The organism is Dactylosporangium sp. CS-047395 (assembly GCF_050942185.1).
Classification (GTDB): domain Bacteria; phylum Actinomycetota; class Actinomycetes; order Mycobacteriales; family Micromonosporaceae; genus Dactylosporangium.
On record NZ_CP192015.1, the window covers coordinates 4,497,078 to 4,520,363 of the forward strand.

Annotated in this window: 17 protein-coding genes and 2 pseudogenes; 13 read left to right on the forward strand and 6 right to left on the reverse strand. The window is 72.0% G+C overall.

Annotated elements, in window-relative coordinates; translation table 11 throughout:
• The first annotated feature begins 22 nt into the window (after window positions 1–22).
• From istA to ACQP00_RS21065, 4 genes and pseudogenes are all read left to right on the forward strand, one after another.
• Window positions 23–1,312 (forward strand): IS21 family transposase, encoded by a 1,290-nt coding sequence (gene istA, locus ACQP00_RS21050; protein ID WP_433221583.1) that lies wholly within the window; start codon window positions 23–25, stop codon window positions 1,310–1,312.
• Window positions 1,309–2,124: an IS21-like element helper ATPase IstB gene (gene istB, locus ACQP00_RS21055; RefSeq protein ID WP_433221585.1), complete on the forward strand. Its 816-nt coding sequence runs from the start codon at window positions 1,309–1,311 to the stop codon at window positions 2,122–2,124. The genes istA and istB overlap by 4 nt, the downstream gene beginning before the upstream one ends.
• A 60-nt stretch (window positions 2,125–2,184) precedes the next feature.
• Window positions 2,185–2,397: pseudogene (locus ACQP00_RS21060) on the forward strand (transposase); the annotation flags it as partial.
• Window positions 2,398–3,249: 852 nt separating this feature from the next.
• On the forward strand, window positions 3,250–4,065 hold the full coding sequence (locus ACQP00_RS21065; protein ID WP_433221587.1) for a hypothetical protein: 816 nt from the start codon (window positions 3,250–3,252) through the stop codon (window positions 4,063–4,065).
• A 549-nt stretch (window positions 4,066–4,614) separates the two neighbouring features.
• Here the strand turns inward: ACQP00_RS21065 and ACQP00_RS21070 are convergent.
• Window positions 4,615–5,385: a hypothetical protein gene (locus tag ACQP00_RS21070; RefSeq protein WP_433221589.1), complete on the reverse strand. Its 771-nt coding sequence runs from the start codon at window positions 5,383–5,385 to the stop codon at window positions 4,615–4,617.
• Between the two features lie 75 nt (window positions 5,386–5,460).
• Here ACQP00_RS21070 and fxsT (ACQP00_RS21075) point away from each other — a divergent pair, with 75 nt between their 5' ends.
• The 6 genes from fxsT (ACQP00_RS21075) to fxsT (ACQP00_RS21100) all read left to right on the forward strand — a co-directional run bounded on the left by fxsT (ACQP00_RS21075) (window position 5,461) and on the right by fxsT (ACQP00_RS21100) (window position 13,761).
• Window positions 5,461–6,972, forward strand: a complete 1,512-nt coding sequence (fxsT, locus tag ACQP00_RS21075; RefSeq protein ID WP_433221591.1) for an FxSxx-COOH system tetratricopeptide repeat protein — start codon at window positions 5,461–5,463, stop codon at window positions 6,970–6,972.
• Window positions 6,942–7,517: a tetratricopeptide repeat protein gene (locus ACQP00_RS21080; RefSeq protein ID WP_433221593.1), complete on the forward strand. Its 576-nt coding sequence runs from the start codon at window positions 6,942–6,944 to the stop codon at window positions 7,515–7,517. Before fxsT (ACQP00_RS21075) ends, ACQP00_RS21080 begins: the two co-directional genes overlap by 31 nt.
• 100 nt (window positions 7,518–7,617) lie before the next feature.
• The gene (locus ACQP00_RS21085) at window positions 7,618–8,625 is read left to right on the forward strand and encodes a peptidoglycan-binding domain-containing protein (protein WP_433221595.1); all 1,008 of its coding nucleotides are present in this window, start codon (window positions 7,618–7,620) and stop codon (window positions 8,623–8,625) included.
• 9 nt (window positions 8,626–8,634) lie between these two features.
• A complete protein-coding gene (locus ACQP00_RS21090) occupies window positions 8,635–9,537 on the forward strand; it encodes an AAA family ATPase (protein WP_433221597.1) in 903 nt (300 codons plus the stop codon).
• Between the two features lie 44 nt (window positions 9,538–9,581).
• The gene (locus tag ACQP00_RS21095; protein ID WP_433221599.1) at window positions 9,582–11,336 is read left to right on the forward strand and encodes an ABC transporter substrate-binding protein; all 1,755 of its coding nucleotides are present in this window, start codon (window positions 9,582–9,584) and stop codon (window positions 11,334–11,336) included.
• Between the two features lie 31 nt (window positions 11,337–11,367).
• Window positions 11,368–13,761, forward strand: coding sequence for an FxSxx-COOH system tetratricopeptide repeat protein (gene fxsT / locus ACQP00_RS21100; protein ID WP_433221601.1), 2,394 nt, complete (start codon window positions 11,368–11,370; stop codon window positions 13,759–13,761).
• Window positions 13,762–13,772: 11 nt separating this feature from the next.
• Here fxsT (ACQP00_RS21100) and fxsT (ACQP00_RS21105) read toward each other — a convergent pair whose 3' ends face one another.
• A complete protein-coding gene (gene fxsT, locus ACQP00_RS21105) occupies window positions 13,773–16,142 on the reverse strand; it encodes an FxSxx-COOH system tetratricopeptide repeat protein (protein ID WP_433221603.1) in 2,370 nt (789 codons plus the stop codon).
• On the reverse strand, window positions 16,139–18,559 hold the full coding sequence (gene fxsT, locus ACQP00_RS21110) for an FxSxx-COOH system tetratricopeptide repeat protein (protein ID WP_433221605.1): 2,421 nt from the start codon (window positions 18,557–18,559) through the stop codon (window positions 16,139–16,141). The genes fxsT (ACQP00_RS21105) and fxsT (ACQP00_RS21110) overlap by 4 nt, the downstream gene beginning before the upstream one ends.
• Before the next feature lie 1,073 nt (window positions 18,560–19,632).
• Between fxsT (ACQP00_RS21110) and ACQP00_RS21115 the strand changes: the two are divergent.
• Together ACQP00_RS21115 and ACQP00_RS21120 are read left to right on the forward strand one after the other, a co-directional pair.
• A pseudogene (locus ACQP00_RS21115) lies at window positions 19,633–20,070 on the forward strand (hypothetical protein); the annotation flags it as partial.
• 304 nt (window positions 20,071–20,374) lie between these two features.
• Window positions 20,375–21,253, forward strand: coding sequence for an LGFP repeat-containing protein (locus ACQP00_RS21120; protein ID WP_433221607.1), 879 nt, complete (start codon window positions 20,375–20,377; stop codon window positions 21,251–21,253).
• Window positions 21,254–21,536: 283 nt separating this feature from the next.
• On the opposite strand, the gene ACQP00_RS21125 is transcribed toward ACQP00_RS21120, so the two are convergent.
• Genes ACQP00_RS21125 through ACQP00_RS21135 form a run of 3 tightly spaced genes read right to left on the reverse strand, consistent with a single transcriptional unit; the run spans window position 21,537 to window position 22,560 of the window.
• A complete protein-coding gene (locus tag ACQP00_RS21125) occupies window positions 21,537–21,839 on the reverse strand; it encodes a hypothetical protein (RefSeq protein WP_433221609.1) in 303 nt (100 codons plus the stop codon).
• The gene (locus ACQP00_RS21130) at window positions 21,836–22,282 is read right to left on the reverse strand and encodes a hypothetical protein (protein ID WP_433221611.1); all 447 of its coding nucleotides are present in this window, start codon (window positions 22,280–22,282) and stop codon (window positions 21,836–21,838) included. Before ACQP00_RS21130 ends, ACQP00_RS21125 begins: the two co-directional genes overlap by 4 nt.
• Window positions 22,255–22,560, reverse strand: a complete 306-nt coding sequence (locus ACQP00_RS21135) for a nucleotidyltransferase domain-containing protein (protein WP_433221613.1) — start codon at window positions 22,558–22,560, stop codon at window positions 22,255–22,257. The genes ACQP00_RS21130 and ACQP00_RS21135 overlap by 28 nt, the downstream gene beginning before the upstream one ends.
• A gap of 290 nt (window positions 22,561–22,850) precedes the next feature.
• Here ACQP00_RS21135 and ACQP00_RS21140 point away from each other — a divergent pair, with 290 nt between their 5' ends.
• Window positions 22,851–23,273: a GFA family protein gene (locus ACQP00_RS21140; protein ID WP_433221615.1), complete on the forward strand. Its 423-nt coding sequence runs from the start codon at window positions 22,851–22,853 to the stop codon at window positions 23,271–23,273.
• Window positions 23,274–23,286: the final 13 nt, after the last annotated feature.

Sequence of the window (23,286 nt, forward strand, 5' to 3'; positions counted from 1 at the left end):
CCCTCTCCGTGAATCTGGAGGGGTGATCAAGTTGGAGGAGTGGGCCGAGATCCGGCGGTTGCACCTGGCTGAGGGTGTGCCGATCAAGGAGCTCGCTCGGCGGTTCGGGTTGTCGCGGAACACGGTGCGGTCGGCGGTGCGTGCGGTTGAGCCGCCGCGGCGTGAGCGTGGGCCGCGGGGTTCGTCGGTTGATGCGTTCGAGCCGCAGATCCGGTCGTTGCTGGCGCAGTGGCCGTCGATGCCGGTTCCGGTGATCGCGGAGCGGGTCGGGTGGACGCGGTCGTTGACGGTGTTGAAGGATCGGGTTCGGCGGTTGCGGCCGTTGTTCGTGCCGCCGGACCCGGCGGACCGCATCGAGTACCGGCCGGGTGAGGTCGCGCAGTGCGATCTGTGGTTCCCGGAGCCGCAGATCCCGGTCGGGGCGGGTCAGCGGCGGGTGTTGCCGGTCTTGGCGATGACGTGTGGGCATTCGCGGGTGACGGACGCGGTGATGATCCCGTCGCGGCGGGCAGGCGACATCCTGGCCGGGATGTGGGAGATCATCGGCGGGTGGGGTGGGTGTCCGCGGACGCTGGTCTGGGACCGGGAATCAGCAATCGGCGGGACCGGGAAGCTCACGGCCGAGGCGACGTCGTTCGCGGGGACGTTGGGCGTGGGTATTCGGCTGGCGCCGCCACGGGATCCGGAGTCCAAGGGTCTGGTCGAGCGGCGCAACGGCTACTTCGAGACGTCGTTCCTGCCAGGCCGCACGTTCACCTCGCCGTTCGACTTCAACATCCAGATCGATGACTGGCTGACGACCCGGGCGAACGTCCGGCACGTGCGCGCGATCGGAGCGTCGCCGGCCCAGCGGTGGGACGCCGACCGGGCCGGCATGGTCGGCCTGCCGCCGGTGGCGCCGGCGGTCGGGTTGACCCACCGGGTCCGGCTGGGCCGCGACTACTACGTGCGGGTCGACAGCAACGACTACAGCGTGGACCCCCGCGCGATCGGCCGGTTCGTCGACGTGTTCGCCGACCCGGCCCGGGTCGTGGCGTCCTGCGCCGGGCAGGTCGTCGCCGAACACGATCGCTGCTGGGCAACCCGGCAGACGATCACCGACCCGACCCACCAGGCCACCGCCAGGCTGCTGCGCGCCGAGCTGGCGCAACGCCGCCGCGAGCTCGACCGCGAGGGCACCAGAAGCCACGCTGACGGCCACGTCGTGGCCATCCGCGCCCTGCCCGACTACGACGACCTGTTCGGCGTCGACTTCGATCCGCACCCCGTCGAGCGCCCGTCAGAACCGACCATCGCTGAAGGGATCTCATGACCACCACACGCAGCAAGACCGCGGCGCCGGGCGCCATCGCGAGCCGGCCGGACGGGTTGACGTCGAAACTGGCCTACCTGGCTCGGGTGCTGAAAACCCCCACCATCGGCCGGGTCTGGGAAGACCTCGCCGACCAGGCCCGGGACGCGAACTGGTCCCACGAGGAATACCTCGCCGCCGTCCTGGAACGGCAGGTCGCCGACCGTGAATCGGCCGGGAACATGATGCGGGTCCGCACCGCGCACTTCCCGGCGATCAAGACCCTGGACGACTTCAACCTCGAGCACCTGCCCAGCCTGCGCAAGGACGTCCTCGCGCATCTGGCCACCGCCACGTTCGTCCCCAAAGCCGACAACGTCGTGCTGCTAGGACCGCCCGGGATCGGCAAGACGCACCTCGCGATCGGTCTGGGCATCAAGGCCGCCCAGGCCGGCAACTCGGTGCTGTTCGACACCGCCACGAACTGGATCACACGGCTTGCCCGGGCTCACCACGCCGGGGCTCTCGAAGCCGAGCTGAAGAAGATCCGCCGCTACCGATTGATCATCATCGACGAAGTCGGCTACATCCCGTTCGACACCGACGCCGCGAACCTGTTCTTCCAGCTCGTCGCGTCCCGCTACGAACAGGCCTCAATCCTGGTCACCTCGAACTTGCCGTTCGGACGCTGGGGCGAAGTCTTCGGCGACGAAGTCGTCGCCGCCGCGATGATCGATCGGCTCGTCCACCACGCCGAGGTCCTGACCCTGGCCGGCGACTCGTTCCGCACCCGCGCCCGCCGCGAGCTACTCGCGAAGAACCGGGACAAATAGACCAAGCCGACCTGACGGGGGGTCAATCCCAAACCGTCCGGGAGGGGTCAGTTCTAGTCCGCCGTTGACACCTGCTGGCTGCGGCCGGAGGCGCACACCAGCCCGGAACGGATCCTGTGCCACACCTACGGCCGGGGCAAGGGCCAGGCAATCATGGTCCGGGCTGGCCGTACTCGGTGATCGCCGCGCTGGAGCCCGGCAGGTCCTCATGGACCGCGCCCCTGGACGTCCAGCGGCTGTCCCCGGGTGCTGACGCAGCCACGGTCACCGCCGTGCAAGACCTTGTTGATCGCGGCGTATTTGACGGGATCCGCGGTGACTGCGACCAGATCCGGTACGCGGATGGGGCCTGGCGCCGCCTTTGGTAGCGCGCCATCGCGAGGTTGCGCAATCCACAGACTGGAGGCGGACGTCGTGGCCATCGGCGCACGGGCGGGTTGACCGGGGTCGGCACCGTCGCCACCATCACCGCCGCCATCGACCTGCAACCGAACTGAACAGGCCGCTGGCAGTCGCAGTAGTCGGCCCGGTAAGCCGGTGGAGCGGCTGATAGCAGATCACGGACAGTAGCTGTTTCACTTGATCTGAGGCAGTGCAGGTCATCGATCGCCGTCGGCACCTCAGGTCGGCTGGGGATGCTTCAACGGGCTTGCGCACCGGCGACACGGCGGTCCGGACCGAGGGCGCCGAGGGAGCCATGAGGCAGGAGCCTTGGCCTCGGTCAGGCACCCGGAACCCCATAGGCGAAACGTCGCATCGACGGCCATCAACCCAAGTGGCAGGGTGACGTTCTGTGATTGACCTGCGGTTACACGAGGAACGGGGTGTTCATGAAGCCTAGTCACGTTGTCCCGGCTCGCGCCGTGGCCGCTGCGCTGGTGTTGGCCGGCGCACCGGCCGCATCCGCCGCCGAGGCCGAGCCGTCGGTCAGGGTCATCGCCAGCGGGCTGGACAATCCGCGCGGCATCGCGATGGGCAACCACGGATGGCTGGACGTCGCCGAGGCCCGCCGGAGCGGGTCCCTGCATCGACAACGGCCTCGAGGGCGAGCGGCAGTGCCTCGGCGCCGGCGCCGCGCTGACCGCCATCCCGCCACGGCTCGACGGGCGTACCAAGTCTCATCGGGTGGTCACCGGCCTGCCGTCGCTCGCCGCCGAGGACGGCAGCTCGGTGTTCGGCCTGCACGACATTTCGCCTGACGGGCCGGGGCTCGTCGCCACGATCGGCGGCGCCTACGACCTGGGCACCCGCACGCTCCTCGGCCCTGGCGCAAGGTTGATGGGCCACATTGTGAGCCTGCATCCGGGGGTACGTGGCGGCGCGGTCAAGCCGATCGCGGACCTCAACGCGTACGAGGAGGCCAAGAGCCCCAACCAGGGCGACCCGGGCAGTTTGATCGGCTCCAACCCGTACGGCATTCTGGCCACGCCGTTTGGCGCGTTCGCCACGGACCGGGTGCCAACGACCTGCTCATGGTCACCAAGTCCGGCAAGATCTCCACAACGGCGGTCTTCCACAGCTTCGCACCATCCAAAGGCGCCGACGGCGCACCAGCAGCCAGACCCCAGCAGAATGAACGTCCGCGCGTTGCCGATCGGTCTGCCGCCGGTGTCCCGCGAGACACTCGGCTCCTACCTGCACCGGCTCGCTGACGCCAACCACATCACCATCGCCGCAATAATCCAACTGCTCGACATCAACCGGCGCTACCGGCGCGGCGATGATGACCCCACCAACTGGACGGCTGGCACCGTCATCGCGTTCGCGGCCCTCGCCGCCCAGCCGAGCAGCACACTGACCCAGGCGTTGCCTGCCCTGCACGCGTTCTCGACCGTCGGTATGAATGGCACCGCTTCCGCAGCTTCCGGCGGCACAGGCATTGCCTGCCAGTGCTGCATGGCCGGCAAAGGCATCCACAGCCTGGTCATAAAGAGCACGTAGAAGTTGGCACTAATCGGCCGTTGCCCGATCCAGCTATCAGCACGCGTCTTATTGCGAGATCGGTACAGTTCGACGCCGATCGCGGTGTAGCGCAGCAGCGGCGATGGCAGGGGGTCCAGCGGCGCCCATCGCAGTTGCGCGCACTTGGCTGGTTCGGTGACGACCGGTGTGCCGTGGCCGGCCGGGTCGGCCTCGAGGTGGAAGAACACCCCGAGGCGCGGGATGCCGTCCGGCGGGTGCCAGTGCAAGGCGACGACCTGCAGCTGCTGCGGCGGCGGAGCATCGGGCCGTAACCGCCGCTGTGCAGGATCCCCTCGACGAAGACGTGGTAGCCGGCACCGAGCAGATGCCGGACCGACACGTCGATGAACCCGGCCGCCACCGCCTCGTCGCCGAGGCCGCCGTGCTCGCGCAACACCACGCGCCTCCACTGGTCCTGCTCGATCAGGGCGGTGCCGCGGCCGGCCCGGCGACGCGCCTCCCGCGCGGCGGTGGTCTTGCCACTGGCCGAGTTCCCGCGGATCACCAGCAGCATCGGATGCGGTGTGGTCACGTCGTGGCAGCCGATACAGGCGTCGACGCCGGCTGGGCGGCTGGCGGGGATGTTGGCGAGGGCGTGGGCCAGGTGACGGCGATGGTGGTGTGCCGGCGCGGCACCAGCAGCCGCAGTCCGCCGTCGTTCGGCGGCACGGTGGTTCCGGTGGGGTAGACGACGATGTGCGGATTGGGGGCGTGACGGTCCCAGGCACGGATCGCGTCGCACAACCGGTCGGCGACCGCGGCGGCGTCGGGGCCGAAGCCGTGCGCGCCGAATTCCCATCGCTGCTCCTGCGGCGGCTGCTCGGCGGCGGTCTGTTCGTCGAGTTTGCGCAGCACGAGGTGGGCCAGGCTGTCGCCGGTGAGAAACGCCGGGCTGACCGCGGCGAACGGGACGACGACGCCACCGAACCGCTCGACGGCCTGCTCCCGATCGACGAAAAGCCGCCCGTACGGGCCCGGTTGGCCGGTCAGCCATAGCAGCAATGTCTCGAACGACGTCCGGCCCGGCAGCGTGACCCCGGACCACACCTCGGTTCGCGGACCGGCGATCGCCGCGGTGAGCGCATCCGGGTCGACGGTCGTCGTCCCGTCGTCGAGGCGCAGGACGACGGTGTTCCCGGCGAGCTCAATGTGCTGCTCGGGGATGCTGCCCGCCCCTTGCATCGGCACGAAGCCGCACATGAGCATCGACCGGGCAACCAACCCGTCACCTGCACCGTCGCTGTTGGTGCGGGCGAAGGCGATGCTGCGGGTGATGCCCCGCATCCGCAGCGGCGCCACCAGCACCCGTCCGGCGCGAGCTGCTCGGCGGCGCAGCGGCTGCGGGCGCTGCGCCGCGCCGCCCGGATCCGGCTGGTGTGGGAATACCTCCAGCACAACGACCGGGCGGCGGGCGAGCGGCTGCTGGCCGACCTGCTGTCCGATCATCCCGACGATCCGGACCTGCGTCAGACCGAGCGGGCGCTCGAGGCGCCGCACGGTCTGCGGTCCCCGGTCTGGCGGATCCCGCCTGCCGCGATCGGCAACGTGGACCGCCCGGCCCTCATGGGCCGCATCGCGCAGGTGCTGCCGACCGGCCCGGTGGCGCTGTGCGGCATCGGCGGGGCCGGCAAGACGAGGCTGGCCGTCGAGTACGCCCACCGGCACGCGTCGGCCTACGGCGCGGTCTGGTGGGTCGACGCCGGGCCCGGCCAGAGCATTGGCGGGCAGCTGGCCGAGCTGGCCGTCGCGGTCAACGCGTGCGGGCCGGCCAGCTCGGTGCCCGACGCCGTCGCCGCTCTGCATCGACGTCTCGGCGAAGCGTCCCCGCGCAGCCACCTGGTGATCTTTGACAACGCGCAAACGCCGCAGGACCTGGCGCCGTGGCTGCCGGGTACCGGCGCGGATGTGCTGATCACGTCGAGGAACCCGCTGTGGATCGAGACCGCGGTCGCCGTGACGGTCGGCGTCTTCCCCCGGGAGCAGTCACACGAGCTACTGCGGCGGTGGCTGCCGAGCCTCGATCCGGCCACGGCCGACCGGGTCGCGGCCGCGCTCGGTGACCTGCCGCTCGCCCTTGCGCAGGGTGCGTACGTGATGGCGGCCCAGGGCATGCCGGCCGACGTGTACCTCGACGCGCTCGACCGCCGCACCCTCGAGGTCCTCGACCGGCCGGGTCCGGCCGGGTACCCCGCGACGCTGGCCGCCACGATCCTGGCCACGACCCAGCAGCTCGCCGAGAGCGCGCCGGCGGCGGCCGACCTGCTGCGACAGTGCGCCCTGCTGGCTGCCGAGACCGTGCCGACCGCGCTGCTGCGCCAAGCCGCCGGCGAGGCGTCGGTGTGGCCGGCGCTGGAGCACCTCGGCCGCTTCGGCATCGCCCGGATCGACCAGCGCGGCCTCCTCCTGCACCGGCTCACGCAGCTGGTGATCCGCGACTGGCTGACCGCCGCGGACCGCGCGGCGCTGCGCGACCGGGTGGTCTCCGCCGTCGTGGCCTGCGCACCTGGCGACCTCGCCGAGATGCCCGCCACATGGTCCCGCTGGGCCGAGCTGCGGCCGCACGTACTCGCCCTGGAACCGGCCGAGGCGTCCGAGCCCGACCTGCGCGAGATCGCGCTGCGACTGGTGCGCTACCAGCTGATCCGGGGCGAGTCCGCAGCGGCGGCATTGGCGCAGCCGAGCGGCTGCACACCGTGTGGCGCGACCGGCTCGGACCGAAGCATCCGCAGACCCTTGTTGCGGCGCGGGGCCATGCCAGCACGCTGGGCCATGTCGGCCGCCTCGACGAGGCCTGGGCGCTGTTGCGGCATACCCTTACGGCGCAGCGGCGGCTGCTGGGCAACCGCGACCCGGCCGTGCTGCGCACCGCTTCCACGTTCGCGATGATGCGGCCCGGCGGCGAGGGCACAGCGCTAGCCAAATGGGCGTACTACGGCCGGCGGGGCGTTCTGGGCCACCGGCACCACGACACACTGTGGTCGGCCTCCGTGCTGGCCTGGCATCTGCTGGAGGCCGGTGACGTGCCACGCGCCCTGGCGCTGGCCCAGGAGGCGACGACCGGCCTGCGGGAGGCACTCGGTGCCGAGCATCCCTGGACGAGTCAGACGGCATCGGAGCTGGGCCGCGTGCTGCAGGCGCTGGGTCGGTTCGCCGAGGCCGCCCCGATCCTGGCCGATGTCGCGGCCCATCTCCCGCACGTGCTCGGCCCCGACCACCGCGAGACGCTGCTGGCCGAGACCGAGCTGGCGGTGAACCTGTTCCACCTCGGCCGGTACGAGCAGGCGGCGGCCCTCGCCGGCCGGGTGCTCGCGCGCAGCGCCCGCGTCCTGGGTGAGACCCACCCCGATGTTTCCGACATCGCCGCCGCACTCGCGGTCGTGACGGCCGGGTCCGGCGCCGACCTGGCGGTGCCGCCCGTCGCCCAGCTCTGAGGTACCGCTGCCGACCGGAAGCGGATCGGAAGCAGTCCGGTACTTTCATCGGAAGCGGCGTCCCGGCTGTCATGTCTGCAGCCGACATGAGGAGGGCGCTATGGGCAGGGCCGCGCAAGGAGTGTGGTTCGCCGTCGCGGGCGTTGTCACGCTGGTACTGCTGGGTTGCGGGGGCGTTGCGCAGTCGAACGCCGGCGGCGGGAGCAGCGGGGGCGCTGCTGCCGGTGCGGGCGGAGGCGGCGGTGCCGCAACGACCGACCGGCCGATCAGCGATTTACGCACTGATTGCCCCGATCTGCGGGCTGGAGATGCGGGGCCGTGCATCGCGCTGCTGCGGCACCAGCTGGAGCTGCGGGGCGCGTACTTCTTCGGCGAGCAGGACTTCGGCAAGCGCACGGTGGTGCGGGTCAGCCAGTTCCAGCGTAACCGGGGTCTGCTGGCCGACGCCGTGGTCAATGCGGCCACCAAGGATGCCCTGTACGACCTGCCGCCGGCGGGCACCGACTGGGACCTGCGCATCGAATGCGTCGATCTCGGCCGCGGCGGCAGTGGCGACTGCCCGCGGTCGCTGCAGCACCTGCTCAACCAGTACGGCGCTCAGCTGGAGGGCACCGGCGACTTCGGCCCGAAGACGCAGGACGCGGTGCGTTCGTTCCAGGCCCAGTACGGCCTAGAGCAGGACGGCGACGCCGGCCCGCTGACCAAGGACGCGCTTTATGCGAACCTGCCCAGCGACGGCGCGTCGCTCGACTTCGGCATCGCCGGGCAGGCCAACTGCGACGACCACGGGTGCTCGATCTACCTCAGCCGCGCCACCACCACGGCCGCCGGCCGGTTCTTCGACAAGCATCCCCTGCTCACCGATCGCCTCGCCCGGCAGTTCGTGAAGCTGGCCTGCAAGGCGGTGCAGAAGCAGTACGGGCCGCTGGCCAAGCGGGTGTGCACCCTGATCGGCAATCTCGCCACCGAGGTGGTGATCGCCCGCACGAAGGAGGCCGCCTCGGCGGGCGGCTGCCTGCGCCTGCTCGTCACCACACCCGCCGGGTACGCCACCGCCGCGGTACGAGCCCTGGACATCAGCACCGACCCCGCCCACTGCGCGGCATAGGGGCTGATCGTGACCTTCCCCTTGGTCCCCGACCCCCACCCGGCCGCACCGTGGCGGCCGGGGGCGGAGGACGACATCGCGGCCCGGGCCCAGCGCCTCGTCGCGGGCCCGGCGCGGGCGAGCTTCGACCGACTCGTCCTCCGGCCCGACGTACGGGAGCAGCTCCTGTTCTCGATCGATGCCGTTCGCGGCGACGCCGGTCTCTATCAGGAGTGGGGCCTCGCCGACATCGAGCCGACCCGGCGGGTCGCGCTCAACCTGTTCGGTCAGCCCGGTACCGGTAAGACGATGGCCGCACACGCCATCGCCGCGTACCTGGACCGGCCGATCCTGGAGGCCGGCTACGCCGATGTCGAGAGTCGTTTCCACGGCGACGGTCCCCGTAACGTCAAGGCGCTGTTCCACGCCGCGGCCCGTGACGGCGCGGTGCTGTTCGTCGACGAGGCCGACGCGCTGCTGTCCCGGCGGATCACGGCCGCTAGCCACGGTGCTGAGCAGGCCACCAACGCCACCCGCAATCAGTTGCTGCTGTCGCTCAACGAGTTCAGCGGCGTTGCGGTGTTCGCGACCAACATGGTGGGCCGGTACGACCCGGCGTTTGCCGGCCGGATGCTCAGCGTACATTTCCCGATGCCCGACGCGGCCACCAGGGCGGCCATTTTCGACCGGCTGCGGCCGCGGCGACTGCCGGTCGCCGGCGGCGTGACGTCACCGGCGGCCGCGGCGCTGCTCGATGGAATGTCCGGCCGCGACATCAAGAACGTCATCCTCACCGCCGCGCACCGCGCCGCCCGCCTCGGCGCTCCCGCCGTCACCATGGCCCACCTGCGCTGGGCCGTACATCTGGTCCGTACCTCCAACACGGCGGTTACCGATCCGCCGACGATCAGCGCGGCAAACCCGCACGAGTGAACCATGGTGGGCCGGCGACCCGATCTCGATAGTGACGTATGACGATGCCTGAGGGGGCTGCGATGGACCGGTACCGCGCGCTCGTCCTGACCGGTCTGCTGCTGACGGCCGCCAGCTGCCAGCGGGCGGCGTCCGAGCCGAGACCGCCGTCGCCGAGCGGGTTCAACGCCGGCCTGACCGGCACCATCCGGCCCTCGGCCAACCGCGGCGGCACCCTGCACCTGGGCACGTCACTGTCCAGCATCGAGCTGGATCCGGCTCGCTCGTGGAACAGTTCGGAATGGAACGCCCAGCGGCTGTACACACGGACCCTGCTGACCGCCGCCCCGCGTCCGGGCATCGCCGGCACCGTGTTGGTACCCGACCTGGCCACCGCGATGCCCGAGGTCAGCGCCGACGGACTGACCTACCGGTTCACTCTGCGCGCGGGCGTGCGGTTCGAAACCGGCGAGCCGATCACGGCCCAGGACGTCAAGTACGGCATCGAACGGGCCTTCGCCCAGGATGTCCTGTCCGGCGGCCCAACCTATCTCATCGACCGCCTCGACCAAGGCCAACAGTACCCCGGCCCATATCGCGACCCGGCGCCCGACCGGCTCGGCCTACGCTCAGTGGAGACCCCGGACCCCCGGACCATCGTGTTCCACCTGGCCGAACCATTCGCCCAGTTCCCCTACCTGCTGGCCATGGGCACGGCCGCGCCGGTACCGGCCGCGGCGGACACCGGCGACAAGTACGGCTCCCGGCCGGTCTCCTCCGGCCCGTACAAGTTCACCGTCATCGACCAGGGCCGCCGGATCGCCCTGGCCCGCAACTCCGCCTGGGACCCGACCACCGACCCTGTCCGGACCGCCCTGCCGGACGAGATCAACCTGACGATGGGGCTGGCCCCCGACGAGGTCGACGCCCAACTGCTGGACGGCACCCTCGACCTCAGCTTCGACCAGATCGGGCTGCAACCCGGCAACCAGGCCAAGGTGCTGCTCGATCCGGCCCGCAAGGCCAACACCGACGAGCCGTACACCGGGTCGCTCGGGTACGCCGCGATCAACGTCCACGTGTCCCCGTTCGACAACGTCCACTGCCGCCGCGCGGTGCAGTACGCCACCGACAAGACCGCGGTGCAGACCGCTCAGGGCGGCCCGGACGCTGGCGGCGACATCGCCACCGACCTGCTGCCGCCGGCGTTCGTCGGGCACAGCACCACCGACCGCTACCAGACCGCCTCCGGCCGCCCGCAGCTGGACAAGGCCCGCGCCGAGCTGCGCGAATGCGGCCACCCCGACGGCTTCACCACTGTGCTGACCGTCGTCGACCGGCCCCGGGCGGTCCGCGTGGCCGAGGCGATCCAGCAGTCGCTGGCCGCCGCCGGCATCGACGCCAAGATCCGTCCGCTCGACCAGAGCACCTACTTCCGATCGGACGTCGGCTCACCGGACAACGTGCACCGCAACGGCTACGGCATCATCCTGTCGAACTGGGCCGCCGACTATCCCAGCCCCCAGGGCTTCCTGCCGCTGCGGGTCGACGGCCGCACCATTCGGGAGTCCGGCAACAACAACTATGCGGAGCTCGACGACCCGGAGGTGAACAGGCTCATCGACGCGGCGGCCCGGACCACGGCCCCGGATGAGGTCGCGGCCGCCTGGCGGCAGGTCGACGACGCCGTCATGGATACCGCGACGATGCTGCCGCTGGTCTTCCAGAAGGCGTTCAACTATCGCAGCCCTCGCCTGACCAACGTCTATGTCAGCGGCTACTACGGCGGTTGGGACCTGTGCACGCTCGGCGTCGCGTGACCCACTGTATGGGGTCGGATACCATCTGGCCGTGGCCGCGCTCTCGTTCAGCCTGCTGGGCCGCGTCAGCGCCGAAGCTGACGGACAACCGATACCGCTGCCGCCGCTGACGGCTGCCGTGCTGGCCCGGCTGCTGCTGGCCCGCGGCCGGCTGGTGACGGTCGATGTGTTGTTCGCCGATGTGTGGGGTGACGCGCGCCGGCTGGGTCGGCGCACGGACCGCACGGCGGTGCAGAAGCGGATCAGTGAGCTGCGGGGGGTGCTCGGTCAGGATGTTCTCGTGACCGATGCGGGCAGCCCGACGGCGTACCGGCTGGACGTCGTACCGTCCGCCGTCGACGCGTTCCGGTTCGAGGCCGCGGTCGCCGCGGGCGACGCGGCGGCGGCCCGCGCTGTGTGGCGTGACGAGCCGCTGCTCGGCATCGATCGGCCCTTCGCCGACGCGGCCCGGCAGCGATGGACGGCGCTGCTCGACCGGCTCGCCGACCCGGCGCCCGACCTGGCCCGCGGCCTGCCACCGATCTGGCGGATGCCCGCCCGGATCACCGGGTTCGTCCCCCGCGACGACCTCCTGCAGCAGGTCACCGACCGGCTGGACGCCGGACCGGTGGTGCTGTGCGGCATCGGCGGCGTCGGCAAGACCCGGCTCGCGGTCGAGTACGCCCACCGGCATGCGGCCGGCTACGACCAGGCGTGGTGGGTCGACGCCGAAGACGCCGACCGGATCGGCGACCAGCTCGCTGCCCTGGCCGTCGAGGCCAAGATCTGCGGACCGGGCACGGCGACGCCCCTGGCCGTCACCGCCCTCCACCGCCACCTCCGCACGCTGCCGGCCGGCCGGTCGCTCATCGTCTTCGACAACGCCGACGGCCCGGAGGTCCTCACCCCGCATCTGCCGCAAGGCATCAGCCACACCCTCGTGACCTCTCGCTCGCCGCTGTGGACCGAGGTGGCCACGCCGGTGCCGGTCGGCGTCTTCGACCGGGCCCAGTCGGTCGAGGTGCTCTGCGGCCGGGTCGACGGCCTCGCTCCGCACGACGCCGACCGGCTGGCGGCCCGCCTCGGTGACCTGCCCCTGGCGCTGGCGCAGGCGGCCGGCGTGATGGCTGCCCAGGGCATCCCGGCCGCGGAGTACGAGGCGGAACTCGACGCCCACGCGGCGGTCGTCGCCGACACCGGCCGCCCGGCCAGCTACCCCCGGTCGCTGGCCGCCACGGTCGGGGTCGCCGCCGACCGGCTCGTGGCCGCCGACCGGGACCTGCTCGACGTCTGTGCCGTGCTCGCGCCGGAGCCGGTCCCGGTGGCGGTGCTGCGCAGCGCCGCGCGGGGGGACGGCATCCTGGCCGCCTCGGTGGTCGAGCATGCGACCCGGTACGGCCTCGCGCGGGTCGACGGCCGCGGGCTGCTCATGCATCGGCTCACCCAGGCGATCCGCCGCGACAGCCTCGACCCGGCCGCCCTCGCCGCCACCTGCCGCCGCGCCGAGCGGGCCGTCGCCGCGGTGGCCCCGGACGACAACGGCGACGACCCCCGCACCTGGCCCCGCTGGAGTGCGCTCATCCCGCACGCGCTGGCCCTGGACCCGGCCGCGAGCGACGAGCCGGGTCTGCGCGACTTCGCCGTGCGGATCCCCCGCCATCTGGACGTCCGCGGCGACTACGGCCCCGCCCTCGACCTCGCCACCCGCCTGCACACGGCGTGGCAGGAGCGACTCGGCCCGTCGCACCGGCACACGCTGGCCGCCGCCGCCGCCCGGCTCGCGAAGGTGCTGGCCTCCAACGGCGACATCCACGCCGGACGCGAGATCGGCCGGGCGACGCTGGACCGGCAACGGGCCGCACTCGGCCCGGACGACCCGGACACCCTGCTGACCGAGAGCGTCCTGACGATGATCCTGCCCGACGGGCCCGAAGGGCTGGCCACCGCCGAGCACAACTATCAGCAGCGCCGCCGCGTCCTCGGCCCGGATCACCGCGACACCCTGTGGTCGCAGCTGCAGTACGCTCGGCGGCTGCAGTCGGCCGGCCAGCCGGACCTCGCCGTCGACCACGCCCGCACCGCCGCCGACGGCCTGTGGGCGGCCCTCGGGGACACGCATCCCTGGCCCAGCCAGGCGCTGGGTTCGCTGGCCTCGCAGCTGCGCGCGACCGGCCGGTACGACGAGGCCCTGCGGACGCTGGAACGGGCCCTGCCGACCCTCGCGGAGATGTTCGGGGCGGCCCATCCGGAGACGCTGCTGTACCGCGCCGAACTCGCCCACACGCTGGCCGGGCTCGGCCGGCTCGAGGCGGCCACCGCCGTCGCGCAGGACGTCGTCACGCTGCACGTCGAGGCGTTGGGCGCCGGCCATCCCTGGACCGTGGAGATCGCCGAGGACCTGGCCGGGCTGCTCGCGGCGACGGTGGTCGACGGCGCCGCCGGATGAGGCCGGGCGCGTCATGCCGACTCGGTCACCGGTCCGTCCTGCTCCACGGCCGCCAACGCGGCCGCCGCCTGCCGCGTCATGCTGGCGTCCGGGCCTTCCAGCCGGGTCCAGGCTCCGACGGCCTCCTGCAGCAGCCGTCGGGCGGCCAACTGGTCGCCGGCCCGCAGCAGCAGCTCGCCGAGGAAGACCATGGACACCGCGGTGTCGGTGTGCCCGTCGCCCAGAAGCACCCGTTGCCGGCGCAGGGCGTCGGAGATCAGCGCAATCCCGTCCGCCAACGAGCCCGCCGATGCCTGGAATCGCCCGAGGTCGCGGGCCGCTTGCAAGGTGAAGAGGTGGTCGGCGCCGAGGGCCTCGCACATGTCGGCCAGCGTCCCGCCCATCAGGTCGATGGCCCCCGCTACGTCGCCCAGCGCGAACCGGCACTCGGCGAGCGCGCTCGCGGTCTGCAGCGTGTCCACGTGCCGCTCGCCTAGCGTGTCGCGCTGCCAGGGCAGGACCGCCGCCGCCACCGCGGCGGCGCGCTCGTAGTCGCCGAGGTCATGCAGCACCATGGACAGTATCGACCCGCACTTCTGCGTGTACGGATCTGCCGGCCCGTATCGGCGCAGCAACTCGGCGTACCCAGGCTCCGCCAGCGCCAGAGCCTGCTCGCCCCGGCCGCGCAAATGCAGCCCCAGCGCGACCAGGCCCTGCACGGCCAGGGTGTGCCGGTGGCCGGCGCCGAACCGGGCCGTCCAGCCGCGGTAGAGCCGCTCGGCCAGCGCACGGCCACCCTCGGCATCGCCGCGCGCCATCAGATATCGGGGCGCCCACACGGCGACGTCGCGCAGCCGCTCGTCGTCCGTGCCGATCGGGTCGCAGGCCAGCAGATGCGGCAGCAACGCCTGCCAGACCGGCCACCGTTGATGATGGTCGCCGCGGGAGTCGCCGAGCCGCGCCGTGACCGCTCCCGCGATCGCCCGCCGCAGCGACGGGACGTCGACCGGCGGTATGACGTCCCGCACGATAGCCTGCACGAGGCGGTGCACCTGGACCGTACCGCTGTCCGCCGTGACCAGGCCCAGCCGCTGCAGCGCCGCCAGCTGCAGCCGGGTGACGCCGGCGTCGGCCAGCAGCCAGAACGGGGCCGGCGCCGGGTCCAGCAGCGCGCACACCCGCATCGCCCGCAGCGGGCCCGGGTCGAGGCGGGCCAGACCGAGGCGGACGACGCTGGACAGGCTGCGCGGGTAGGTCGGGGGCTGGCCGTAGTCGGTCGCTGCCGCCGCGGCGCGGTCCAGGTCGGCCAGATACTCCGCGGCCGGCACCTGCAGTGTGCCGATCGCGCCGGCCGCCTGCGCTACCGCGAGCGGCAGATCGCCGAGGCGCTCGGCCAGCGTCTGGGCTGCTGGCGGCTCCAGGGCCGGCACGCGCTCGCGCAAGAGCTGCAGCGACTGTGGTCGGGTGAACAGTGGCACTGGGAGGGGTTGGGCGATCTCGGTCCAGTCGGGGTTGCGGGAGGTGATGAGGACACGCCCGGCTGGCCCGCCGGGCAGCCAGCGCAGCAGTTGGGTGGGGTCCTCGGCGTTGTCGAAGATGAACAGCCATGGTCGGGCGGCCTGGCGTAGGTAACCGAGCAGGCGGGGGAGCAGGACGTGGGCCGGCAGCGTGGCCGGCCCGACGTCCAGTTGCGCGGCGAGCGTGAGCAGCTGCGGGCCGATGTCCGTGCCGTGCTCGGCGTCGATCCACCACACGATCGGCAGGTCGGCGGCGCGCTCGTGGGCGTACTGGGCGGCCAGCCGCGACTTGCCATGGCCGCCGGGCCCGCACAACGCCACCGGAGAACGCGGCAGCGCGGTGTCCACGGCCTGCAGCAGCCCTGGTCGGGGGATCGTCCCTTGACCGGGTGGCGGCACGTTCCACACCACGGGTCCGGGCGCGGTCAGGGTGGCCCGGAGCGCGGCGAGGCGGGCCCGCGCCGGATCGGCGAACGCGTGCTCGCGCACGTCAAGCAGCGGCTCATCCCGCCAGAGCGACCGGGCCGCCGTGCGGTCGCCGGCGGCGAGCAGCTCCTCGAAGCGGTAGAGGTCCACCTGGTCCGCCTCGACGACGAGCCGGTACGCCGTCGGCCGGCCCGCCTCCGTCTGCAATGCCCGCGCGCCGAGCACCGCCCGCAGCTCCGCGATGCGCTTCTGCACCGCCACCCGATCCGCGCGCTCGACGCGGCGGGCGCCGGTCCGCCACACGTCCCGGACGAGGTCGTCGACGGTGACCAATGAGCCGCGCGCCAGCAGCAGCCGGATCAGCACGACCGCGGTCAGCGGCGGCAACCGCACCGCGTTGCCGCCGACGTGGACGCGAAGTCGTCCGAACAGCTCGAACCGCGGCTCGGGCTCGCTCACAGCGGAGCCGCCATCTCGTGGAGCGACCCGGCCCGCAGCACTGGCGCGACAGCACGGGTCAGCTCGACCGTCCAGGGATGCTCCGGGCCGAACAGCGCCGCGTGGCGGGCGACGACCCACGTGCCCAGCCCGACCGCTTCCTCCAGCTCACCGAGGGCCAGCAGACTGACCGCCAGCGCGCCCTGCAGCTCGAGCACATCGGCGTGGTCGGCTCCGAACAGCCGCGTCATCGTCGGCAGCGAGACGGTCAGGATCTGCTGCGCCTGCCGGTGCTCGCCGACGTCCTGCAGTACCAAGGCCAGGGTCGCCGCCGCGCGATGCGTGAAGGGATTATCATCGCCGGACGTCCGCTGCAGCGCGGCGGCGGCCCAACCGGCCAGCCGGCGGGCCAGCCGCAGCCGTCCGCTGCGACGGGCGCGCTCGGCCAGAACGGCGACCGACCACACCGCTTCCGGGTGGTCCGGACCGAGGACGCGCAGCCGGCTGCGGCAGTTGCGCCGGGCGAGCGCGAACGCCTCGTCGACCCGCTCCGCAGGCATGATCATCGCGAGCACGTTCTCGGTCTGCAGCGTCTCGACATGCTCCGGACCGAACCGTTCCTCGAGCGCCCGCAGCGTCTCCCTCGCCAGCCGCAGCGCCGCCGCCTGTTCGCCGGCGTGGTACAGCGCCATCGCGTAGCCGCGTGCCGTGCACAGGGTCGGCAGCGCGTCGGCGCCGAGTCGCGCGCGCCAGCCGTCGTACAGGTGCTTCGCGTACGTGCGCGCCGGCTCGACCTGACCGCGGGTCAGCAGGTACCGGATGGCGGTCCAGGCGAACCGCTGCAGCCCCGGATCGTCGATCGACACCGGATCCAACGCCACCACGTGTGCGACGAGCGCCTGCCACTGCCGCCAGGTGGCCGCGATGTCGCCGCGGTCGGCCGGTGCAACGCCGGCCAAGCCGCGCTCGAGCGACTCCCGTGTGCTTCGCCGCTGCGACTCGTCGAGCCGGTCACGCACGATCGCCTGCGTGAGTCGGTGCATGAGCACGCCACCGCCCTCCATGCGGATGAGCCCGTAGCGGTTGAGCGTTCCGAGGCCCCGCCGCACGGCCGCCGCGTCGCGGCTCGCCGCGTGGATCAACACTCCGGCCGGGATGGTCTCGGCTGCCAGCAGCGCGCACCGGTACACCAGCTGGCGCTCGGCGTCGCCGAGCCGGCCGACCGTTGCGGCGACCGCCCCGGCCAGCGAGACCGGGTAGCTGGCCGGCGTGCCCTCGTCGGCGATCGCAGACGCGCCGACCGCCAGCTCCGCAAGGTACTCGTCGGCATGCAGCCCCAGCTCGGCCATCATCCCGGCCGCTTGGGCCAAGGCCAGCGGCAGGTCGCCGAGCTGTACCGCGAGCCGGTCCGCCTCGGCCATCGACAAACCGTCGATCCGGTTCATCAGCAGCCGGCACGACTGGGCCCGGTCCAGCACGCTGACCGGTACCGGGGCGGCCACCTCCGTCCACAGTGGATTCCGGGACGTGATGAGCGTGTGGCCGAGTCCGGCGGGGAGCCGGTCGGCCAGCCGCGGCGGCACGTCGGCGTTGTCGAAGATGATCAGCCATCGGCCCCGCGGCTGGGCGCGCAGATACCGCTCCAGCGCCGCCAGCGCTGCCGGCACCGTAGCCGCCGGGCCACTCGCCCCGACCGCCACCGCCAGCTCAGCCAGCTGATTGCCGATCGCCGCATCGTCGTCGGCGTCAATCCACCAGACCAGGTCGTACTCGGCCGCCCGCCGGTGCGCGAGGTCGACCGCGAGCCGCGTCTTCCCCACTCCGCCGATGCCGCACAGCACCACCGGTCCGGCGTCGAGGCGGGCGGTGACCTGGTGCACAAGGTCGTCGCGGGGCACGAAGCCGGTGATCTGGGCCGGCAGCCGCCACACCGGCGGCAACCCACGGCGCCGCGGCGCCGTGACGGCGGCGGAGTCTTTCGTGCCCAGCGCGTCCATCAGCGCAGTCCACCGTTTCACGGCCTCCGCCGCGAACGGCCGGTCCGTCAGCCCGAGCAGCGGCGTATCCCGCCACAGCGCCCGGGCCGTCTCGGCATCGCCGGCCTCCGCCGCCCGTTCGAATCGAAATGCATCCACCGACTCCGGCGGCACGACGAGCCGGTACGCCGTCGGCCGGCCCGCATCGGTGAGCAGCACATCGGCGCCGACCAGCCGGCGCAGGTCGCTGACCCGCTTCTGCACCGCCACCCGATCGCCGCGGTCGACGGCTCGCCCCGGCGCGCCCCACACCTCGGTGAACAACAGGTCGACCGGCACGAGGGCGCCCCGGGCCAGGAGCAATCGGGCCAACAGCGCGCCAGCCAGCGGCTTGAGCGGTTCGTCGCGGCCGTCCACCTCCAGCCGGACCCTGCCCAGCAAGCTGAACCGCAACTGCGCCACGAGTCCTCCCCGGCCTCGTCGGGCACTTTTCCCGATGATACGAGGTTGCCGCCCGTCCGAGGTCCGGCTACGGGTCGCCCAACGCGGCGAGCGCCGGAAGCAACTTGGAAGCAGACCGGTCCTTTCACCGGAAGTAGGCTTGGCCATCCCATGGCAGGGCGAGGGCCGGCCGATCGTCGCCGGCCCCGACCCCGGCGATGGGAGCGTCATGTACGTCTTTATCAGAGCAACGCTCGCCGGGCTGGTCGCGGGCATGGCAGCCCTGCTGCTGCCGCCGGCCGTCGGCCCGGCATCGGCGGCCCCACCGGCCGCGGCCACCACACCGTGGTCGGTACTGCTGTGCCGCTACCTGCCCCAGACCGACGTGGCCGAGCATCCCCAACCGACCTCGTTCTTCCAGGACTACTTCTTCACCCCGGGCGCTGGCGGCCTGGAGGACTACTGGGCCGACATCTCCTACGGCACCATCCGGCCGCGCGGCGTCGTGCGCGGCTGGTACACGATCCCGATGACCCCGGCCCAGGCGGTCGTGCGCAGCCGGTCCCAGGTCATCCAGGACTGCATAACCGCCGCGGCCGCCAACCCGGCCAACCGCTACCAGGTACCGCCCGGCAACCATGTCGCCGCGATGATCGACGTCAACCTGGGCGACGCCGGTAGTCCGACCCCGGGCGTGGTCAACGGCTCCGGCTCGTCGAGCGGCAACGTGCTGTCCGAGCCGTGGACGTGGAACGTCTCATTCAACGGGCACGAGATGGGCCACGCATTCGGGCTCAGCCACTCCTACTCGAACTCTCCGGACAAGGTCCGCTCCGACTACCAGGTGGGAGAGTACGACGACAACTGGGACATCATGAGCGCGATGAACGTGTTCTCCTCGCCGATTCCCCGCTTCGGGACCGGCGGCCCGGGCCTCAACGGCCCCAACCTGCTGCGGCTCGACGCACTGGCCGCGTCCCGGGTCCGCGTCTACGACCCGTCGAGCGACAGCGGCCGGTCGATCAACCTGGTGGCGCTGAACCATCCGGACGCCACGGGCGGCTGGCTCCTGGCCAAGATCCCGGTCGGCGACGATGCCAACCACTTCTACACCGCCGAGTTCCGGATGCGGTACGGCTCCGGCGACGGCGGCTGGGACCAGAGCCTTCCGACCGACGAGGCTCTTCCACGAGGTACGCCCGAACGGCCGGTCATACCTTCTGCGCGACAACGCCCACACCCCGAGCCGCCCGCCGCTCAAGACGGTCTGGGACGCCGGCCACCGGATCTACCTGACCATCGCCGGCTACGACTCGAGCAACTACCGCGCCTCGATCAAGGCCGCAACATACACCCGCACCTCGACGGCCTGCGGCTTCACCGTCATCGAGCCGACCCTCACCCGCTACGAGGCCGACCGCGCCGGCCTGGGCTGCCCGGTCAACCAGGGCAGCCCGGACGCCCGAGGCGGGGAGTGGCAGGCCTTCGAGCACGGGTTCATCTTCTGGAACCCCAATATCGCGCAGGGCAACGCCTTCACCGTGGCGGGGGCGTTCGCCGACCTGTGGACGGCCAACGGCCGGGAGAACGGCCCGCTGGGCTACCCCGATCAACCTGTCGGGCCCGGACGCCCGCGGCGGGACCTGGCAAGCATTCGAGCACGGCTTCATCTTCCGCAACCCGAGTATCGGCGGCGGTGGCTATTTCGCCGTCACCGGCGCGTTTGCCGACGTCTGGACGAACAGCGGACGGGAGAACGGCCCGCTCGGCTACCCGATCAACCAGCGCAGCGCCGACGGACGGGGCGGCACCTGGCAGGCGTTCGAGCATGGCTACATGTTCCTGGACGGCGCGAACCTCAACGGCGGCAACCCGATGTACGTCACCGACCCGTACTCGCAGCTGTGGACCGACCACGGCAGGGAGAACGGCGACCTCGGCTACCCGCTGAACCTGCGCAGCCGGCTGTCCGGGGGACAGTGGCAGGCGTTCGAACGCGGCTTCGTGTTCAACCGCGACGGCCAGGCCCCGTATGCCGTCACACGCCCGGTGTCCGACACCTGGACTCGCCAGGGCCGCGAGAACGGGCCGCTCGGCTGGCCGACCGGGCAGCGCGTCACCTGCGCGGCGAGCCCGAGCTCCCCGTACCAGACCTTCGACGGCGGCATCATCGCTGTGGACGGTGCGGGGCGAGCAACGCTCAACCCGCCCGCGCCGTGCCCAGAAACCACCCGGGCGGTCAACGGCGACTTCGCCCAGCCGTCCGGAACCGGCCCGACGACCATCACCGCCAGCCCCGGCATGCCCGGCGGCTGGTCCGCAGCGCGGGCCTGGCCCGTGACCATCAACACCCCGACCACGACGAGCACCGCCCTGCTGCCGACGACCCGGGCCCCGGCCCCGGCCGGCAAGTCGATGCTCAAGGTGTGCAGCACCGGCGCCTACAACGGCCTCGCCCAAGCCTTCGCGGCGCCCGGCACCGGCTCACCCGCCATCGCCTACGTCTGGGTGTACGTCGAACAGGGCCGCATCGGTGTCGGGATCGGCAACGGCGGCAGCACCGGCCTTTCCGCACAGTCGACGCAGACTGGCCGCTGGGAACCCGTCACCGCGACCAGCGGCAACGACCCCGGCAACGAGATCATCATTACTACGCTCGATCCCGACGGCGCGTGCTACTACCTGGATACCGTCACGGTCCAAAACCGAACGTAACTCAGCCCGATCTACCTGCCTGGCCCCGCGCGGCGTTCAGTGCCCGAACGACGCCGCACATCCAACAGATGCTCGCGAGGCCAGGCGGGAACCCGGAGATCGCCGGCTTCACTTGATTCTCTATCCGTGCCACCTGCAGAATGCGGTCGCCGGAATCGGGGCCGCGGCAGCTGCGTTATCGCCACAGGATGTTTCGAGTTTGGGGTGCCACTCCGCGAGGCGAAGCGCGGAGTCGGCCGTTCTCACTGATGGGGTCGGCGCGATCTCCGCCGGCAGCGACGCTCTATTCGAGACGGGGTGACGTACTGCTGTTCCGGCTCTCCCGCAACACGATGGGAGTTGACAGGGAAAGCCACGGCGCGGACACCGAGCTGACCGCCGCGCCGTCCGGGCCGCGTTTGGTGACGACGACGTCGTCGGCGTACGCGGCGGCCAGGTCGATCCCGTCCGGGAAGAACGCCTCTCGCGGCACGGTCCGCACCGCTCGCTCCACCGCCGGGGTGGTGATGGCGCCGGCGGCAAGCAGCACGTCGGCGAGCCGGGCCCGCAGACTGTCTGCGGTCGGTGCGGTCGCAAGGTCGGTCACCGGTGCACAGTCCCTTCGGAGGATGGGTCGAACAGGTTGAGCACGCGATGCGCCGCCGCCACGGCATCCCGAAACGCCGGCCAGCGGGCCAGGTCGATGCGCTCGCTCAGCACGTCACGAAGGGCTGCCGAACCTGCGTGGGGCGGGATGTGCAACTGCTGGTGGATGCCGTGCCGCCGGTCGTCGTCGCCGCGGGCGTGGTACTTCGCGGCGAGCTGCACCAGCGGCAGCACGGAGGCCGGATGATCCGGGTCGGCGCCCGTCGTGTCGGTGCCGCGGTGCCGGTCCAGCAGCGCCAAGAACGCCAGCACGCAGCGCGGCAGCTCGGTGCGGGCGTACAAGACCCGCCCGCCGGCCGGAACGGCCGCCGTCGTGGCCGGCCACAGGTACAGGTCGACCAGAACCGGCAGGCCGGTCAGCTCGACGCAGATCGCCAGGTACACCCCACCGGCGGGCGCGTTGCGCGGCTCGGCCGTGTGTACAGCATCGGTCCCGGCACCGGCAGCATCGCCACCGGATCGCGGAGGACCGCCGGCGGCGTGGCCGCGTCGACCGTGACGACGAGATCGACATCGCTGAAGCCGTCGGCCTGTCCACGGCCGAGCGACCCGACCGGCCATACCCCAGCCACGAACGCGTGTCGGGCCAGCAGCTCTGTCACGGCCGCCAGCCACATCTCCCGCTCCCCGGCCACGGCTGCCACCGCAGCGCCGTCGGGCATCGATCGCGGGTGCGGTGGCGGGCTCACGGCAGATCTCCGCGGCCGTCTCGCCCTTGCATGCCCATCCCCGCTATTGACGCCACCGCTCGACGGTATTCGGCCCGGCGCCGGACCCGGCAGACGTACCCGGGTACATCTCGCCGCCCGACCGCTTGTACCAGCGCAACGCCCCAGGCCACCACCCGATCGGGTGACGACCCCGGCCAGGCCCAGACCGCGGCACGCAGGCCCCCGAGCGGCTTGGCAGACTAGGAGCTCGTCCGGTCCGCTGATCAAGGGGGGTTGCGTCGATGCCCGATACCGCTGCCGACACGAACGGCCGCGCGGGCGGATGCCTGTGCGGCAAAATCCGGTTCGTGGTCACCGGCGAACCCGACTATCCCCACGTCTGCAGCTGCATCCACTGCCAGAAACGCGCTGGCGGACCCTTGCAGTCGTGGGTCGGTTTCCCGCTCGACGGGCTGCGCTGGACCGGCGATGGCGAGCCAACCTGGTACGACACCTTCCCCGGCGAGACCAAACGCGGCTTCTGCCCCACCTGCGGCAGCCACCTCGCCGCCCTGGACTACGGCGACACCACGATCGGCATCAACCTCAGCGCCCTCGACAACCAGCATGACCCCCACCTCGCACCGGTCAACCAGTCCTTCCGCAGTACCGCCGTCGCCTGGCTGCCTCAAGTGCCCGACACGCAACTCAGCACCGCCGGCTGACCACCGAAGGCGG

Excerpts from the sequence above, each read along its gene's own strand:
- ACQP00_RS21085 (WP_433221595.1), top strand. The coding sequence starts at position 7,618 with ATGGGCAGGGCCGCGCAAGGAGTGTGGTTCGCCGTCGCGGGCGTTGTC.
- ACQP00_RS21135 (WP_433221613.1), bottom strand. The coding sequence starts at position 22,560 with ATGCCCGACGGCGCTGCGGTGGCAGCCGTGGCCGGGGAGCGGGAGATG.
- istB (WP_433221585.1), top strand. The coding sequence starts at position 1,309 with ATGACCACCACACGCAGCAAGACCGCGGCGCCGGGCGCCATCGCGAGC.
- ACQP00_RS21095 (WP_433221599.1), top strand. The coding sequence starts at position 9,582 with ATGCCTGAGGGGGCTGCGATGGACCGGTACCGCGCGCTCGTCCTGACC.
- ACQP00_RS21120 (WP_433221607.1), top strand. The coding sequence starts at position 20,375 with ATGTTCCTGGACGGCGCGAACCTCAACGGCGGCAACCCGATGTACGTC.
- ACQP00_RS21140 (WP_433221615.1), top strand. The coding sequence starts at position 22,851 with ATGCCCGATACCGCTGCCGACACGAACGGCCGCGCGGGCGGATGCCTG.